Origin of the sequence: Maritalea sp. (genome assembly GCF_051251695.1) — a bacterium.
Taxonomy (GTDB): domain Bacteria; phylum Pseudomonadota; class Alphaproteobacteria; order Rhizobiales; family Devosiaceae; genus Maritalea.
The window spans coordinates 39,735-55,925 of the sequence record NZ_JBPOEU010000018.1 but is presented as its reverse complement, the minus strand read 5'-3'; the positions used below and the strand labels follow the sequence as shown (position 1 = coordinate 55,925).

At 49.3% G+C, this 16,191-nt stretch carries 11 protein-coding genes; 5 read left to right on the top strand and 6 right to left on the bottom strand.

Going from position 1 to position 16,191, the window contains the following annotated elements:
- Window positions 1-1,470 carry a Fe-S cluster assembly protein SufB gene (gene sufB, locus ACSHWX_RS12110; RefSeq protein WP_435668487.1) on the bottom strand — a complete coding sequence of 490 codons (1,470 nt, stop codon included), beginning with the start codon at window positions 1,468-1,470 and terminating at the stop codon, window positions 1-3.
- 29 nt (window positions 1,471-1,499) lie between these two features.
- Window positions 1,500-2,648, bottom strand: a complete 1,149-nt coding sequence (locus tag ACSHWX_RS12105) for a cysteine desulfurase family protein (protein ID WP_435668486.1) — start codon at window positions 2,646-2,648, stop codon at window positions 1,500-1,502.
- Window positions 2,649-2,912: 264 nt separating this feature from the next.
- On the opposite strand from ACSHWX_RS12105, the gene ACSHWX_RS12100 reads away from it, so the two are divergent.
- Together ACSHWX_RS12100 and tyrS are read left to right on the top strand one after the other, a co-directional pair.
- Window positions 2,913-3,575: an alpha/beta hydrolase gene (locus ACSHWX_RS12100; RefSeq protein WP_435668485.1), complete on the top strand. Its 663-nt coding sequence runs from the start codon at window positions 2,913-2,915 to the stop codon at window positions 3,573-3,575.
- Window positions 3,576-3,602: 27 nt separating this feature from the next.
- Window positions 3,603-4,853 carry a tyrosine--tRNA ligase gene (tyrS, locus tag ACSHWX_RS12095; RefSeq protein ID WP_435668484.1) on the top strand — a complete coding sequence of 417 codons (1,251 nt, stop codon included), beginning with the start codon at window positions 3,603-3,605 and terminating at the stop codon, window positions 4,851-4,853.
- Window positions 4,854-4,912: 59 nt separating this feature from the next.
- On the opposite strand, the gene ACSHWX_RS12090 is transcribed toward tyrS, so the two are convergent.
- Entirely contained in the window at window positions 4,913-8,380 is a 3,468-nt protein-coding gene (locus ACSHWX_RS12090) for a hypothetical protein (RefSeq protein ID WP_435668483.1), read from the bottom strand.
- A gap of 154 nt (window positions 8,381-8,534) precedes the next feature.
- On the opposite strand from ACSHWX_RS12090, the gene ACSHWX_RS12085 reads away from it, so the two are divergent.
- From ACSHWX_RS12085 to ACSHWX_RS12075, 3 genes are all read left to right on the top strand, one after another.
- Window positions 8,535-9,008, top strand: coding sequence for a peroxiredoxin (locus ACSHWX_RS12085; protein ID WP_435668482.1), 474 nt, complete (start codon window positions 8,535-8,537; stop codon window positions 9,006-9,008).
- Window positions 9,008-9,820 carry a ferritin-like domain-containing protein gene (locus ACSHWX_RS12080; protein ID WP_435668481.1) on the top strand — a complete coding sequence of 271 codons (813 nt, stop codon included), beginning with the start codon at window positions 9,008-9,010 and terminating at the stop codon, window positions 9,818-9,820. Before ACSHWX_RS12085 ends, ACSHWX_RS12080 begins: the two co-directional genes overlap by 1 nt.
- Window positions 9,821-9,892: 72 nt before the next feature.
- Window positions 9,893-11,035 (top strand): M23 family metallopeptidase, encoded by a 1,143-nt coding sequence (locus ACSHWX_RS12075; RefSeq protein ID WP_435668480.1) that lies wholly within the window; start codon window positions 9,893-9,895, stop codon window positions 11,033-11,035.
- Between the two features lie 3 nt (window positions 11,036-11,038).
- On the opposite strand, the gene prfB is transcribed toward ACSHWX_RS12075, so the two are convergent.
- The 3 genes from prfB to ACSHWX_RS12060 form a co-directional block, all read right to left on the bottom strand.
- A protein-coding gene (gene prfB / locus ACSHWX_RS12070; protein WP_435668479.1) for a peptide chain release factor 2 occupies window positions 11,039-12,152 on the bottom strand; the annotation gives its coding sequence in 2 pieces (ribosomal slippage) (window positions 11,039-12,082 and window positions 12,084-12,152; 1,113 coding nt in all).
- A gap of 119 nt (window positions 12,153-12,271) precedes the next feature.
- Window positions 12,272-14,692 carry a penicillin-binding protein 1A gene (locus tag ACSHWX_RS12065; protein ID WP_435668478.1) on the bottom strand — a complete coding sequence of 807 codons (2,421 nt, stop codon included), beginning with the start codon at window positions 14,690-14,692 and terminating at the stop codon, window positions 12,272-12,274.
- Between the two features lie 132 nt (window positions 14,693-14,824).
- Window positions 14,825-16,078, bottom strand: a complete 1,254-nt coding sequence (locus ACSHWX_RS12060; RefSeq protein WP_435668477.1) for an N-acetylmuramoyl-L-alanine amidase — start codon at window positions 16,076-16,078, stop codon at window positions 14,825-14,827.
- Window positions 16,079-16,191 lie beyond the last annotated feature (113 nt).

Genomic DNA, 16,191 nt, shown 5'->3' with positions numbered 1-16,191 from the left:
TTACCCGACACTGCCTTCAAGGCTGATGCCGATTAGCTTTTGGCTTTCGGCCATAAATTCCATCGGCAAATGCTGCAGCACTTCGCGTACGAAACCATTCACGATCAAAGCAACCGCCTCTTCTTCGTTTAGGCCGCGTTGCTGGCAATAAAACATCTGATCATCTGAAATTTTAGATGTCGTTGCTTCGTGCTCAAACACCGCTGTTGGGTTTTTGCTTTCAATGTAAGGCACCGTGTGGGCCCCGCATTTATCACCGATCAACAAACTATCGCACTGCGTAAAGTTGCGTGCCCCAGTTGCTTTGGCATGTGCGGAAACCTGCCCGCGATATGTGTTTTGAGACACACCAGCAGAAATACCTTTTGAAATGATCCGGCTTGAGGTGTTCTTACCCAAATGGATCATCTTGGTACCGCTATCGACTTGCTGATGACCGTTAGAAACAGCGATTGAGTAAAACTCACCAACTGAATTGTCACCGCGCAAGATGCAGCTTGGGTATTTCCAGGTTACAGCAGAACCAGTCTCAACTTGTGTCCAAGAAATCTTTGAATTCTTGCCGCGACAATCGCCACGCTTGGTCACAAAGTTATAAATTCCGCCCTTGCCGTCTTTATCGCCCGGATACCAGTTCTGCACAGTTGAGTATTTAATCTCAGCATCGTCCATCGCAACAAGCTCAACAACCGCCGCGTGCAATTGGTTTTCGTCACGCATTGGCGCTGTACAGCCTTCAAGGTAACTCACATATGAGCCCTCTTCGGCGATAATCAACGTCCGCTCAAACTGCCCGGTATTTTCTTGGTTGATCCGGAAGTAGGTCGACAATTCCATTGGGCAACGAACGCCTTTTGGAATGTAAACAAACGAACCATCAGAAAAGACAGCCGCATTCAAAGTCGCATAGAAGTTGTCAGTAGCTGGAACAACAGTGCCTAGATACTGTCTCACAAGCTCAGGATGATCCTTAAGCGCTTCTGAGATGGAACAGAAAATCACACCGTGCTTCTTCAATTCCTCACGGAACGTGGTCACAACGGAAACACTGTCAAACACAGCATCAACAGCGATTCTCGCACCTTCAACGCCAGCCAATGCGGCGTGTTCTTGCAAAGGAATGCCGAGCTTCTTGTATGTTTCAAGCAATTCGGGGTCGACTTCATCAAGGCTTTTAGGCCCTGGCGTCGATTTTGGAGCGGCATAATAATACAGGTCTTGGAAGTCGATCTCCGGGTAATTTACCCGCGCCCAATCAGGCTCTTCCATTTTCTGCCAACGACGAAACGCATCAAGACGCATTTCAAGCATCCACTCTGGCTCGTCCTTCTTGGCGGAAATGAAGCGTACAATATCTTCATTTAGGCCTTTTGGTGCCATGTCCATTTCGATATCGGTTTTGAACCCATATTTATACTTATCGACGTCAATCTCTTTGACGTGATCAATTGTTTCCTGAACAGCTACCATTTTTTGCTCCTAAACTCTTTCCAACCTAGTTACGCAGCAGCGCCACGTTTCGATTGGTGACGAGCAACTATTTTTTTAGTTACCGCCAAAAATCTCTCAATATCATCCCCAGTGGAGTTCCACCCCACACTCAACCGCAGCGCACAATCAGCGAGGTCATCTCCAACCCCCATTGCCGACAAAACATGCGAGCGAGAAACTTTACCCGACGAACAGGCGGAACCTGCCGAAAGAGACACATTTTCAAGATCATAATTGATCATGCTAATGTTATTCTTTAATTCAGGGATTGCAAAACAAAGCGCGGTCCCTGTCCGCTCTACACTTGAACCGAAGATGGTGGTTTCGGGTACGATTTTCAACAGCTCGACCTGCGCCAAATTGACCAGTTCGTGTTTACGCAATGCATCGAACCGTTCATGTAGGCCGACACATGCCGCGCCAAAGCCTGCAATCAGCGACGCACTTTCAGTACCGCCACGGCGTCCCTGTTCTTGGCCACCGCCGGGTATTAATTTCGCACCATCCATCGCGGGCTTCACAATCAACGCACCAACACCGACCGGGCCACCAATTTTATGCGCAGAAATCGCCATCGCATCGACCCGTGATGGGTCAAAGAAAAACGGAACCTTGCCAAACCCCTGTGCCGCATCCAAAACCAACAAATGGTTCGTTTCGCGCAATAGGTCTTCGATATCCGCTATCGGCTGAATGACCCCGGTTTCATTATTCACTTGCTGCACAATAACCATCAAACGCTGCTCGCCCGCATCAGCGATGCTTTGGGCTAGCTGTTCCATATCATACTGGCCATTCGCCAACATCGAGATGGGTTGAGCGTCAACGCTGCTGGCTTCAACAGCACGGATAACCGCTATATGTTCGCCCGCGCCATAAAGAATGCGCGAAACCTCGCCTGACTTTGCGCCGCCAATGATCGCTTGTGTCAATGCTTCGGTCGCAGAACCGGTGAAAATCACCCGTCCGCGCGCCGTTCCGGCAGCTAGAGCGACTTTATCCCGCGCCTCTTCAATCGCAGCGCGTAACTTGCGCCCATTTGCATGAACCGAGGACGGATTACCAACGATATCAAGCATCTCGAGCATAGCCTCACGCGCTTCAGGAAGCAGCGGCGCAGAGGCATGATGGTCAAGATATGTGATTTTATTGGTCATTTATCGAAATTCATTCACTCAGTTTGCCAAATAATCCAATCAGTTCTTGAAATTTGAGCACCTAAATAGGTAAAAGGATCGCTCAAGTTCAGACTAATGGGTCGAAAAACTAGTTTTGAATAATTCTAAACTGGTTTTTAGTCCTCACGTTTTAGGAAGCACGCAACCATTCGTCAACCTTTTTCGCCGCCACCCACATCTTCATTTGGTTGGGTTCGCGACAAAAAGAATGACAAGTTAGAAGCGCGAAAGAAGGTCTAGTTTATGCCTGAAGTCTTTTTCAATGGCCCATCCGGTCGCCTAGAGGGTCGTTACCAGCCATCCAAGGAACCAAACGCGCCCGTCGCCATCCTGCTACACCCGCACCCAGAGTTCGGTGGCACGATGAACAACCAAATTATTTATCACATGTATTACATGTTTGTGGAGCGCGGCTTTTCTGTTCTTCGGTTTAACTCACGCGGTGTTGGGCGCTCTCTTGGCGCCTTCGATCACGGCTTGGGCGAACTATCTGACGCAGCAGCTGCACTGGATTGGCTGCAAACGCTAAACAAAGAAAGCCCCGGCGTCTGGATCGCAGGCTTTTCGTTTGGCGCGTGGATCGGCATGCAACTTTTGATGCGCCGTCCAGAAGTTGAGGGCTTCATTTCCGTCGCTCCCCCAGAAAACCTCTACGACTTCTCGTTTCTTGCCCCTTGCCCATCTTCTGGGTTGATCATCCATGGCGAGAATGACCGCGTTGCACCACCAGAATCAGTGCAAAAACTGGTCGATAAGTTGCAAACCCAAAAAGGCATCACGATTGAACAGCAAATCGTGGAAGGCGCGAACCACTTCTTTGAAGACAAAATTGAAGAACTGGTGGAACGCAGTGCCGAATACCTTGATCGTCGACGCGCAGAAATAGCGTCCGGCGGCGGCCGTTAAAAATCATTACCTAAAGGGGTTCATAGCGTGACGTACAAGTCAGAGTTCTTGCAAACAATTGAAGAGCGTGGATTTATTCACCAGCTTTCGCATCCGCAGGCGTTAGACGAGAGACTGTGCGAAGGGCCAATTACAGCCTATATTGGATTTGATTGTACCGCAGACAGCCTGCACGTGGGCAGTCTTGTCCAAATAATGCTACTTTATTGGTTGCAGCAAACTGGCCACCGGCCCATAGCATTGATGGGTTCGGGCACCACCCGTGTGGGTGACCCATCAGGTAAAGACGAGATGCGCAAAATGCTGACCGACGAGGTCATCGAAAGCAACAAGACGGCGTTGCAGCGCAGCTTCGCCAAACTGATTAAGTTTGGTGATGGGCCAACCGATGCCATCATGGCGGACAATGCAGATTGGCTTTTAGACCTTAAACTGCTGGAGTTCTTGCGCGAGTATGGACGGCATTTTTCGATCAACGAAATGATTAAGCGCGATTCTGTGCAAACACGCCTTGAACGTGAACAACATATGTCGTTGCTAGAATTCAATTACTCGGTGTTTCAGGCCTACGACTTTTTCGAATTGAACAAACGGTATGGCTGCCAACTACAACTGGGCGGGTCAGATCAATGGGGCAATATCATTTCAGGCGTCGACTTTGGGCGACGTGCAAGCAAAAACAACTACTTTGCGGCTACTACGCCACTGATTGCAACTGCTTCAGGTGTCAAAATGGGCAAAACCATGGATGGGGCGATTTGGCTCAACCCTGATCGATTGGACGCATATCCTTTCTGGCAATTCTGGCGAAACGTCGACGACGCCGACGTTGGGCGATTTTTCCGACTATTCACCACGTTGCCGATGTCTGAAATTGCACGTATTGAAAAGTGCGAAGGCGCGGAGCTAAATGAAGCAAAAGCGCTTTTGGCCACGACGGTAACAGCAACCATGCACGATCAGGCATCTGCAGACCGGGCAGCACAAACCGCCAAGGCCACCTTCGAAGAAGGCGCAATTGACCTTTCTTTGCCCAGCGTTGTCATTTCCAAATCTGATTTGAACGCAGGCATCGGCGTTCTCAATGCAGCTGTGCTGTCTGGGCTTGCCGGCTCAAATGGCGAAGCACGTCGCATGATCAAATCAGGCGCTTTAAAGCTGAATGACAATAAGGTCGAGGACGAACGCTCATCAATTTCTGAAGCTGACTTGCTGGCCGAAGGCGTTATCAAAATTTCGTCAGGAAAAAAACGGCACATTTTGCTGCGTCCTGAATAGCAACTAGCACTCTTCACAAAGACATATTTTACAAACGGGGCTTCGGCCCCGTTTTTATTTTAATTGTCTTTATCGACCGCCTCAAGCGCCTTCTTTGCCTGCAGGTCACCGCCCTGCGCACGGAACTCAAAAATCTGCCGGAACACACCTGGTGCCAAAATTGACGCCGGGTTGATGGAAAACTTGGGATTATCCAATTCGCCACGTACGGCAAATGTTACGCCCAACAACCCTTCTCCTTCTCGGCCACCTAAAATCCTGCCAAGCAGGGGTAATTTCTGGAAAATATTGTTCAGGCCAAACAATGGAATATATGTGCCGACCAAATCGTAGCGCCGCTGGTCAGTATAAACAGCACCCCTTAGCGTGCCACCAATAGTGCCACCATCCAACGAAGCTTCCTTAACGGTGATCACCTCGCCAGAGCGTTCAAACTTGGCATAGCCACGCCTAAAGTTCACACGATTTTCGCGTTGAATCAAACTGCGGCTATCGCGGTGATTGCCCATAACTTGAGCCACCTTATCTTCATCAACCAGCGAGAAATCGGTTAGAACGAATTCACCCGAATTTTGATATCGATCAGATTCGACCCTTAGAACCAAGCTGCCCTCACCGTTCAACAACCTTGAATACATGCCGATGAAGCGCAACAAAGTGCCTAAGTCGTTTGAAGCTGCCGACATAAGGCGGCCATTGGGCACAGGATTGGTGGCAATTGAAACCACTTTAGAATTCCCCAGCGACGCCTGCAAATCCACGCGGATAAAGTCAGCACCTTTAAAGACCAAATGCGAGTTCAAGCCGTAAGCGGTGGTCCTATAAAATCCAAGGGCGCGGTCCAGCTTAACCTCAATATCAATAATCTGCTGTTCGGCATTTGAAGTGGCTTGCGTGCTGGCATCTTCACCCAGCCCAAGGAAACGCTTGAGCATGGGTTTTAAATCAAGCTGCTCGCCGACAACCTTTACGGCAAATCCACCCTTAATCGGTTCCATGGACACGCTGGCTTTGTCGCCATCGTTTAACACCAGATCAACAATATTTGCCGAGCGAAGACCCGCGACCGTGTCGTATTTCAAACTTCCCGCAACCCGCACTTTGCCAAACCGCAAATCAACGGTTTGCGCATCTATCAAGGTGTCATCGATCAACAAGGTTGCGTTCAATTGTCCTTTTACGCCCTTGGGTTTACGCAACCCCAATTCAGCAAATTTAAGCTGCGCATCTGTCAAATCTACTGCGAGCTGAATGGCATCGCCAGATGGTCTGCCGACAAAGCGCAGTGGACCATCAACAAACTGGCTTAAGTCGATCCCTAGCTTTTTTCGATCATCTTCACTCAGCGTTGCACTTGCCGTAATAGTTGGGTTCGCACCGTCAGCCGCCACAACCAAAATATCAGCGCCGATGCCATCCACTGTTGCACGTCCAGCGACGCGATAACCAGCTTGAGAAGCCGTAAACTTGACTTTGCCGCCGCTAACCGTGCGCCCTTCAATTGGGAACTTGGACGCAAAATTATCCACCGATCCGTTCAACGTATAATCGACACCCTTGGGCTTTCCGCCCTCATCTTGCGAGATTGTTGCGATCACTTGCACATCTGCGTTACCGGTCAAATCTTGCGGTCGGTATTCAACCTCAAAATCCTTAAGCAGGTTCAACGGCTCTTTGTTGGCAATTGCTACAAGGGTAGAAATGGCGCCTTTAATCTGGCCCGAAATCTCAAACAGCTGTTCTTTCGCCCCGCTATCCCGGTTGAGATATGCAGCGTTTTCGATGATAACTTCGCCGCTTTCATCCCGCACAACAGCACGGTCAAACCCCATCACTAGATTGTGGTCTTTGACTGACACATTTGTCGTGCCATCAATTTCAATGGCTGGAAACCCGGGCAATGGCACCAGTTTGACATCTTTCGCCTTGCCTTCAATCGTCACACCACCCTCAGGTATGCGGCGGTCCTCGCCAGGTTTCCCGACGGTTCCTACCGGGAAGTTGAACCGCATCTTGGCTTCTTCTATGCGCCCTCCAGATACGTTTTCAACAAACCATTCACGCGCTTCAGTCGCCAAAAAATACGGCCAGATGCGTTTCAAATCATCTGCAGATGCTCCTTTGCCATAAAGGGAAATGTCAAAACCCAACCCTTTTTGCAAAACATCCATTCGTCCCTGCCCGGCCAGTTCAATTTGGTCGTCAGTGAACAAAATTCTGTCGATGCCCGTCGCGCCATACAAGGGAGCTGACCAACCCGACATCGAAATTTCATCGATAATATTCTCAGGTGCTTCCAGATCATTGGGCTGTAGATACGTGTCGCGCAAGCGAACTGAATAGCTCACTGTCGGGCCATATTGGTCATCAAGGCCAAGCAAAAACTCGCCATCAACCAAACTGGAAGATTGCCCAACTTTTATGGCAAACGGAGCCAAGACATATTTAGCTTCCTGCGGAAACCATTCAATCTCGGCATCATTCGCCTCAATCTCAAAAAGATCCTGCTCAATCCCTGCCTGAGCATTGGAAATGTCAATTTCAAATGCGCCGTGTACAACGCCTTCTTTGGCATATTGCACATCAAAAGACATGTTTGTGCCGCCCTTAAGCGCAAACACCCCGTCCTGATCATCCACGAATGGAAGGACCAGTGCCAGATCGATATTCTCAAACTTGCCTTTGACACTGCGTTTTGCTGCATCCTCGGGCGACCAAACCAATTCGCCAAATGTGCGACGTCCGCTGGTGGAAAATTCAATGTCCATATGGACGTCTTGCCCAAACGGCTCCATGCGCAAATCAACATCATCCAAGCGACGATAGAGTTGATAAATGCGATCAACCACCTCGACATTGGCACTTTCGACATTGAGTGCCCGAAAAGATACGGATTGAGACTTGGACGAAAACGCAGCAAGCGCGACCTCAAGCGATTCGACCCCTTCAATCGCCCAAGCATTGTCAGACTTTATTTCAGCTTGTGTCGCAGCACCGTCAACCGCTGTCATAATGCCATCATTGGTGACGCGAATTTTTTGGGTGGCTTTACCGTCAGTCTGCAAGCGAATGATTGGTTGTTCACCCTTTGGGTCGTCCAACTCAATCCGGGCCAGCCGAATGCCGCTATAGTCCTGAACCAGTTGGACAATTGGTTTTTCAACCAAAATTTCCAAAGTTGGACTGCCAACAAACATGGCTGGGGTGAACCAACTAAGCTTCACAGAAGCGCTGTCAAATTTAGCGCCACTGGCGGTGTTTAACACAGATACTTCGTCCAGCTGAAGTGTCGGCATCCAACCGTCTTTCAGGCGAATTCCACTTTTGCTATAGGAAAGCTGGAAACTCTCATCAGGGAATTGAGCAGCAAATTGATCTTGGATAACACGATCAACAAATGGCACGCTCACGGGCGCAACGACTAGCCTTATGATCAGAGCGACAAACACAACCAAAGCAAACATTGGCCACATAAATCGATGCTGTCGCCAAAACGGCTTACGTTTATCGTTAATTACTTCGTTCATTTAGCCCGCAATTTTGCGTTTACCCGTTCCATTGATAGTCAATTGACAGACTTGATCACAAGTACCAACTCTAGCTTGAAAAACAGGCTGCACTAAGGCACTGATAATACACATTTATATTTACACACCTTCACCGCACAAAGGTCATTTTACCATGGAAGAACTCAAGACTGGCAACCCTGCCCCGCTGTTCGAACTACCTACCGATTCGCACGGCACATTCTCACTCGCTGATCAGAGCGGCAAAAATGTGGTTTTGTTCTTTTATCCAAAGGACGATACCAGCGGTTGCACCATAGAGAACATCGACTTTTCGGCGTTGCTGCCAGAATTTGAGGCGCTCAATACAGTGGTGATTGGGGTTTCCGCAGACAGCATCAAACGGCATGAGAATTTTCGAAAAAAACACGAGCTGAGCGTCATCTTAGGCTCTGATCCCGAAAAAACAGTAATTGAACAATATGGCGTTTGGGTCGAAAAAAAGATGTACGGCAAAACCCATTTCGGTATTGAGCGCGCTACATTTTTGATCGACGAAAAAGGAAACCTCGCGAACATTTGGCGAAAAGTGCGGGCCAAGGTACATGCACAAGCCGTGCTGGACTTTGTAAAGTCCGCGCAAAGCTAATGCCAAGTTTCAACCTGTTTGAAGGCTCTGTTGCCATTGTGACAGAGCCTGACTTGCACAAAAAGACAGAGCTCGCTCTGGAGCTTGGAAAAGACTGGTTCCATCGCAAAATCTCTAAAGGACGCATGGATGAAAATGCGTTGCCTGAAACGCCCGGTCGCCCCGAAAAACCGATCCTACTATCTCCCCATAAAATGCCAAAACGAAACCTGCGCACGCCAGATGGACGCCGGGCACACATCCACGCGCTTGCGCATATTGAACTAAGCGCAGTCGACCTAACCTGGGATTTAGTTGCTCGCTCCTGCGGCACTAAGCTGCCACGTTCCTACTTTGATAATTGGGTCCAAGTCGGTATGGAGGAAGCCAAACATTTCCGCCTACTCGACAGTCGACTAAAACAAATCGGCATGAATTATGGTGATTTGCCGGCCCATGATGGCCTTTGGCAATCTTGCGCAGAAACAGCGCATGATTTGTTGGCGAGATTAGCGATCATTCCTCAGGTGCTTGAAGCCCGTGGCCTTGATATTACCCCACCCATGATCGAAAGAACCATCGGGCACGGGGATATGGCCACCGCCAAAATTCTTGAAACCATCTATAATGATGAAAAACGTCATGTTGCATTCGGAGCAAAATGGTTTCGATACATGTGTGATAAAGAGCAAAAAAAGCCCGTTGAGACCTTCCAAAATCTCGTCCGCAATCACTTTCGTGGCGCATTAAAACCGCCCTTTAATGACAAAGCACGCAGCGCTGCAGGGCTCACCCCACAGTTTTACAAACCACTTGCGTCGATTATTGGTTAGCTTTTCTACATTTATTAACCATAGACGTTCATGCTTAGCCACATCCTGGTTGATTAGAATAACGAGTAGTTTGTGCGTAACTTTGGAACTCAGAACACTGTAAGGGCATCCGCCTCCTTCTCCGCAATAATGTTTCGCGGTAAGTTCAAGAATGCTTGGATTTACGGCCTTGTCGCCGTTTTATTCTCGGCCAATATATTTCTGGCCATAGCGCTTTATAAGTCACCCAAAATAGCCGACGCGCTTTCTGCGAAATCAGACCTGCAAATTGCGGCCTATGAAAACAGAATCGCTCATTTGCGCACTGAGTTGGATAGATTGCATTCACGTCAGTTCGCAAAATCCGGCAACATCAACTTGCAATTGCAGGACTTAGCTGCCCAACAGGAACTGCTGCTCGAACAACATGATTATGTAAAGTCATTGGCACAAAAAGCTAAGGACCTGGGCATCGACGTTGCCTCCAGTTCAAGTTCCGCCCTAAGAACTTCTAGCCCAGCAACTACCAATGTGTCTTCAACATCAGATATTGCAGGTGTGGCGAAAAACATCACCAATATGCAAAACGAAAGTTTAGCAGCCCTCAGCGCGATTGCAGTTTCAGCGGATAAACGCACGGATTTGATTTCAAAAGAGCTTAAGCGCGCAGGTCTATTGGTTCGGGCCAAGGCAGCCACTGGTGGCCCGTACATCCCAGCACGCCCAGACTTTGAACCATCAGACCACATAGACGCCGCCAATTCAGCAATGTCCGCCCTGTCTCGCCTTCAAGATGCGAAAAACGTGATCAAGTCCGCGCCAATCTTTCGCCCGCTTCCATATTCGAACAAATATAGTTCCCGCTTTGGCAATCGTCGCGATCCATTTACCGGAAAATCCGCGTTCCACTCTGGACTAGATTTTCGCGCCTCCAACGGCACAAAAATCCGCTCCATTGGGGTGGGCAAGGTCACATTTGCGGGGCGCAAAGGCGGGTACGGCAATGCGGTTGAAGTAACCCACCCGAACGGCCTTTTGTCACGCTATGCGCATATGTCAAAAATTAAGGTCAAGGTTGGCCAAAAGGTTGGCGCGAGTTCAGTATTGGGACTGGTCGGCTCGACGGGCCGCAGCACAGGCCCTCACCTTCATTTGGAAGTGCGCCGCAACGACAAACCGGTCAATCCTGAGCGTTTCATCGTTGCGGGCAATAAGCTGTCCAAATATTTGAACTGAACCCTACTCGTCGTCGTCCTTGCCGACGCGTAAAGCAAGCGCTGCTTCCATAAAAGCATCCAGATCGCCATCAAGCACGTCAGAAGGCTGTGTGCTTTCCACACTCGTGCGCAAGTCTTTGACCATCTGGTAGGGCTGCAAAACATACGAACGAATTTGGTGACCCCAGCCAATCTCCGACTTTTGCGCACTCTCTTCGTTTGCCGCTTCTTCGCGCTTTTGCAATTCGGCTTCATAAAGCCGCGCACGCAACATCTGCCAAGCTGTAGCTTTGTTTTTATGCTGTGAACGATCATTTTGACACTGCACCACGATACCCGTCTCAAGATGGGTAATACGTACCGCGCTATCTGTCGTATTGACGTGCTGCCCACCGGCACCAGATGCACGATAGGTATCGATCCGCACTTCAGATTCAGCGACCTCAATGTCGATCGTGTTATCAATAACTGGATAGACCCAAATCGAAGAAAAACTGGTGTGCCGACGTGCCTGAGAATCATAGGGCGAAATACGCACCAGCCGATGCACGCCGCTTTCCGTTTTTAGCCAACCATATGAATTGATGCCCTTAACCAGCAAAGTCGCGGATTTGATCCCCGCCTCTTCGCCGTCATGCATCTCCATAACTTCAACCTTGCGGCCGCTACGTTCCGCCCATCGCGTATACATGCGCAAAAGCATGTTCGCCCAGTCTTGGCTCTCTGTGCCACCGGCACCCGCATGTACTTCCACATAGCAATCATTGGCGTCAGCTTCGCCAGACAACAAAGTTTCAACCTGCCGACGGTCAGTTTGTACCTTCAACGAAACAAGAGCTTTCTCAGCCTCTTTGACGACTTCTTGGTCGTCTTCCATTTCGCCCAACTCGATCAAATCCACATTGTCGGTCAGCGTAGCTTGCAATTCAGCAATGGCGCTGATCTGCCCCTCCAAAGAGGTGCGATCACGCATTACAGCTTGCGCTTTTTCGGTGTCGTTCCAAAGATCGGGATCTTCGGCTTTTTCGTTTAATTCATCTAGGCGAGACTGGGCCGTATCCCAGTCAAAGATGCCTCCTTAGCAAACCCATGGCTTGCTCGATCTCATCGACAACGGTTTGAATTTCTGCACGCATAAGAAACTTCTAAACTCTCGTATAAATTCTTGCGAAAATTGGAACTTTAGATTTAGCCGAACGGCGCTGCGGTCGCAAGGCGCGCGCAGCAAAGGTCAACTTGTTACAAACAGCTATAATCAGAACAGCCCACCACGACCTGCATTAAAGTCCTGGCTCGTGCCGCCTTCCAATTCTTGGAAGACTTCAGAATCAATGCCAATAACAGAGGTGATCAGGTTCGGCCCCGTTCCCGGCTTAAACGCTTCAACAATAGCACCGTCACCACCAGCGACTTTCACGCCCGTTTTGGGATCAATCCAAATCGGTGTCATGCCAGCAGGAATATTGAACGGAGTAGGCGGTTTACCCGCAAGCGCTTCTTTCATGAAAGCTGTAAAGATCGGCGCGGCAAGTTCGCCACCTGTTGCGGCACGTCCCATATTTTTGGGTGTGTCATAACCAACATAAACACCTACCGCCATTTCTGGGGTAAAGCCAACAAACCACGCATCTTTATAGTCGTTTGAGGTGCCTGTTTTTCCAGCTACTGGGCGGCCAATTGAGCGCACACGCGCACCGGTGCCTCGTTTAATCACACCTTCCATCATGGAAGTGATCTGATAGGCCGTCATTGGGTCGAGCACTTGTTCTCGTGTATCAATAACCAATGGCTCTGCTTGGTTTTGCCAGCTCTCGACTTCACAACCGTCGCAAATACGCTCATCGTGCTTAAACACGGTTTTGCCGTAACGGTCTTGTACCCGGTCAATAAGTGTCGGCTCAATCCGGCGTCCGCCATTTGCAATCGTCGCGTAACCGGCCGTCATGCGCATTACACTTGTCTCACCAGCACCAAGCGCCATCGCCAAATATGGTGGCAAATTGTCATGAATGCCGAAAAGGCGAGAATATTCGGAAACAAGCGGCATACCGATATCTTGAGCAAGCCGAACAGTCATCACGTTTCTTGAACGTTCAATACCCCGACGTAAAGTCTGCGGTCCGTAATACTGAACTGAATAGTTTTCAGGTCGATACGTAGAACCATCAGAGTTTTTGATTTCCAACGGTGCGTCCAGCACAACTGATGCTGGTGTGTAGCCGTTATCAAGCGCCGCTGCATAAACAAATGGCTTAAACGAAGAACCCGGTTGGCGCTGCGCCTGTGTTGCACGGTTAAACTCAGAACTGGCGAATGAAAAACCACCAACAAGCGCAAGTACACGCCCGGTCCGTGGATCCATCGCGACCAAGCCGCCTTCAACCTCTGGAGGCTGGCGCATTTGATAAATGCCTTCCTCCTCGCCTTCAACTTGCTCGACATAGATCACATCGCCCAAATTCAGTACCTTGGATAAAGACTTCGAAATCCACTTTTGCTGCTTGCCGGGCAACTGGCCTGTTTCCCGCTCTGGGTTGACTTGTTTTTGCAGGTTTTTTCCGGGATGTAATCCCACAACCGCTGAATTTTCTTCAAGCTCGATTACCACGCCTAATCGCCATTCGGGAACATCCGACAACGGCGTGATCTCAGCAAGATCATCGCCCCAGTCATCATCCAACTCAATGGTTTCAACCGGTCCGCGATAGCCCTTTTTCTGATCAAAATTAATAAGACCGTCCATCAATGCTTTGCGAGCGAACCTTTGAAGCCGAGGTTCCATTGTCGTACGCACAGAAAGGCCACCACCATAAAGCTGATCATCGCCATAAATGCTCGACAAGCGGCGACGCACTTCTTCTGCAAAATATTCTGCGGAGAAAATTTGCGACCCAGATGTACGTGGGAACACGTTCAATGGCTCACTTTTTGCAGCTTCGCCTTCCGCAACCTGGATGTAGCCTTCTTCCACCATGCGATCGATCACATAATTACGACGCGCAATTGCGGCCTCAGGCTTGCGGATGGGGTGATAGTTTGCTGGCCCTTTGGGCAGCGCCGCAATGTAAGCAGCCTCAGCAATAGTCAGCTCATATAGCGCTTTATCGAAATAGTTGAGTGCCGCTGCTGAAATCCCGTAGGAATTGAACCCCAAGAAAATTTCATTGAGATACAACTCCATGATCTTATCTTTAGAAAAGGTCTGCTCAATACGAATGGCGAGCAGCATTTCCTTGATTTTACGATCCCAGGTTTGATCAAGGGTCAGCAAAAAGTTCCGCGCAACTTGCTGGGTGATGGTTGACGCCCCAACGAGTGGTCCCGAAGTGCCATCAATTTTATTCTGCACATTGTCCCGCAATGCACGAACAATCCCATCAAGTGCCAATCCACCATGTGAATAGAAGTCTTTGTCTTCAACAGAAATAAAAGCCTGCACCACAAGCGGCGGAACTGTTTCAATTGGTTGGAACAGCCGACGCTCGCGCGCATATTCACCGAGCAAAGTGCCGTCCGCAGCGTGAACCCGTGTGGTAACCGGAGGCTGATAGTCTTTTAAAACGGTGTAATCTGGCAAATCTTGCGACAGGTTCCACAGGAATATGCCGACGCCGCCAAGCACCACAAACCCCATAAACACGCCAAAACCGAACAACCAACCTAAAAATCGTAGCATCTTGCTGTATATTCCTGATCACAAATGCAAATCTGCTATTTGCTTTATTCCAAAGTTCAAACTCATCCGATAGTCGCTTGATTGGACCAGATTATGGCCGCAACGACATGTTTTACTTAATTGGCGCTTTAATCATGGTTGAACGCTGACGTCAAAATATTTGGCGATCCCGCGCGCCAGCGTAACCGCCACCTTTTGTTGCCATTCGGCTTGTGACAGATTGGCCAAATCTTTGCTGTTGGATAAAAATCCCAACTCAATCAGCACAGAAGGCACTTCAGGTGCCTGCAATACAAAGAAATCGGCCTGTCTTAATGGGTGCGGACGCATCGGCATGGACGTATTCATTTGTCCAACAATTTGGCGCGCGGCAACAAAAGACTGGCGGCGCGTTTCACGGCGCATGAGGTCAACCAATATATCTACAACTTGATCATTGCCAGACGGTGGATTGAACCCAGCGACCAAATCAACTTGGTTTTCAGTATCCGCCAACACTTTATCTATGACGTCCGTTGCTGTTTCGTCCCTTGTGTAAACACTGCCACCCCGCACAAAGGGTTGGTCAAACGAGTCGGCATGTAATGACACCAAAAGGTTGGCTTGATTATCACGCGCCAATTGCACCCGTTCATTTAGGGTCAAAAACGTATCCCCATCTCGGGTCAGTGCCACATCAAACCGGTTTAAAGCGGACAATTCAGATTGCAATCGCTTAGCAATCTGCAACACGACGTCTTTCTCAAAGAGCCCCGTTTCGCCTTTTGCGCCCATATCGATGCCACCATGGCCCGGATCAATCAGGATCAGCGGCCGAATTGCAGGCGCTTGATTTTCAACGACTGGATCAACCTCAGGCACAGCGGCCGGAGTTTGAGCGTTCTCAGCAATTTGTGCCTGTTCATTTTCAGCCTTTATCGCAGCAACCGCTTGGTCGAAAACTTCACGCTCACCCGGCACCAGTTCTAAGACCAGCCTTGCAGGCAACTCCCCTTCTGCGGGTGAAAGTTTGATATCGCCGACTTGAACAGGTTGAGTTAAAAAAATCACCGCACGGGCAGTATTGTCATCCAACATGCCCAAACTCATCTTTTGAACCAGGCCAGTTGCTTCCAATGATGTGGGCGCAGTAGAAGCAACACCTTGAACCTCAAACTCGATGATAAGTCGGTCAGGCTGATCGACTGGAAATGTTGAATAGACAACAGCGTCCGTCAAATCGAATACAATTCTGTTGCGCTCCGGCCCGGATACAATGCGCGCATCCAAAATCTGCACGTCAGCAGCTGGCGCAGCGGGCGATTGTTCCTGTGCAAAACCAACAAAACTAATCAAAACACTGAATACCAACGCTAAAACCGCGCCAGCAACTCCCCAATGCCGCATAGGCACCTCTCTAACTGTTACACCCTTGTATAAATGATTCTCTTATTTGGGCGTATGGTTCCTCAAATTCAATTTGATGGGAAATTGCAATAGAATTGAAAAGCGCCAAATTC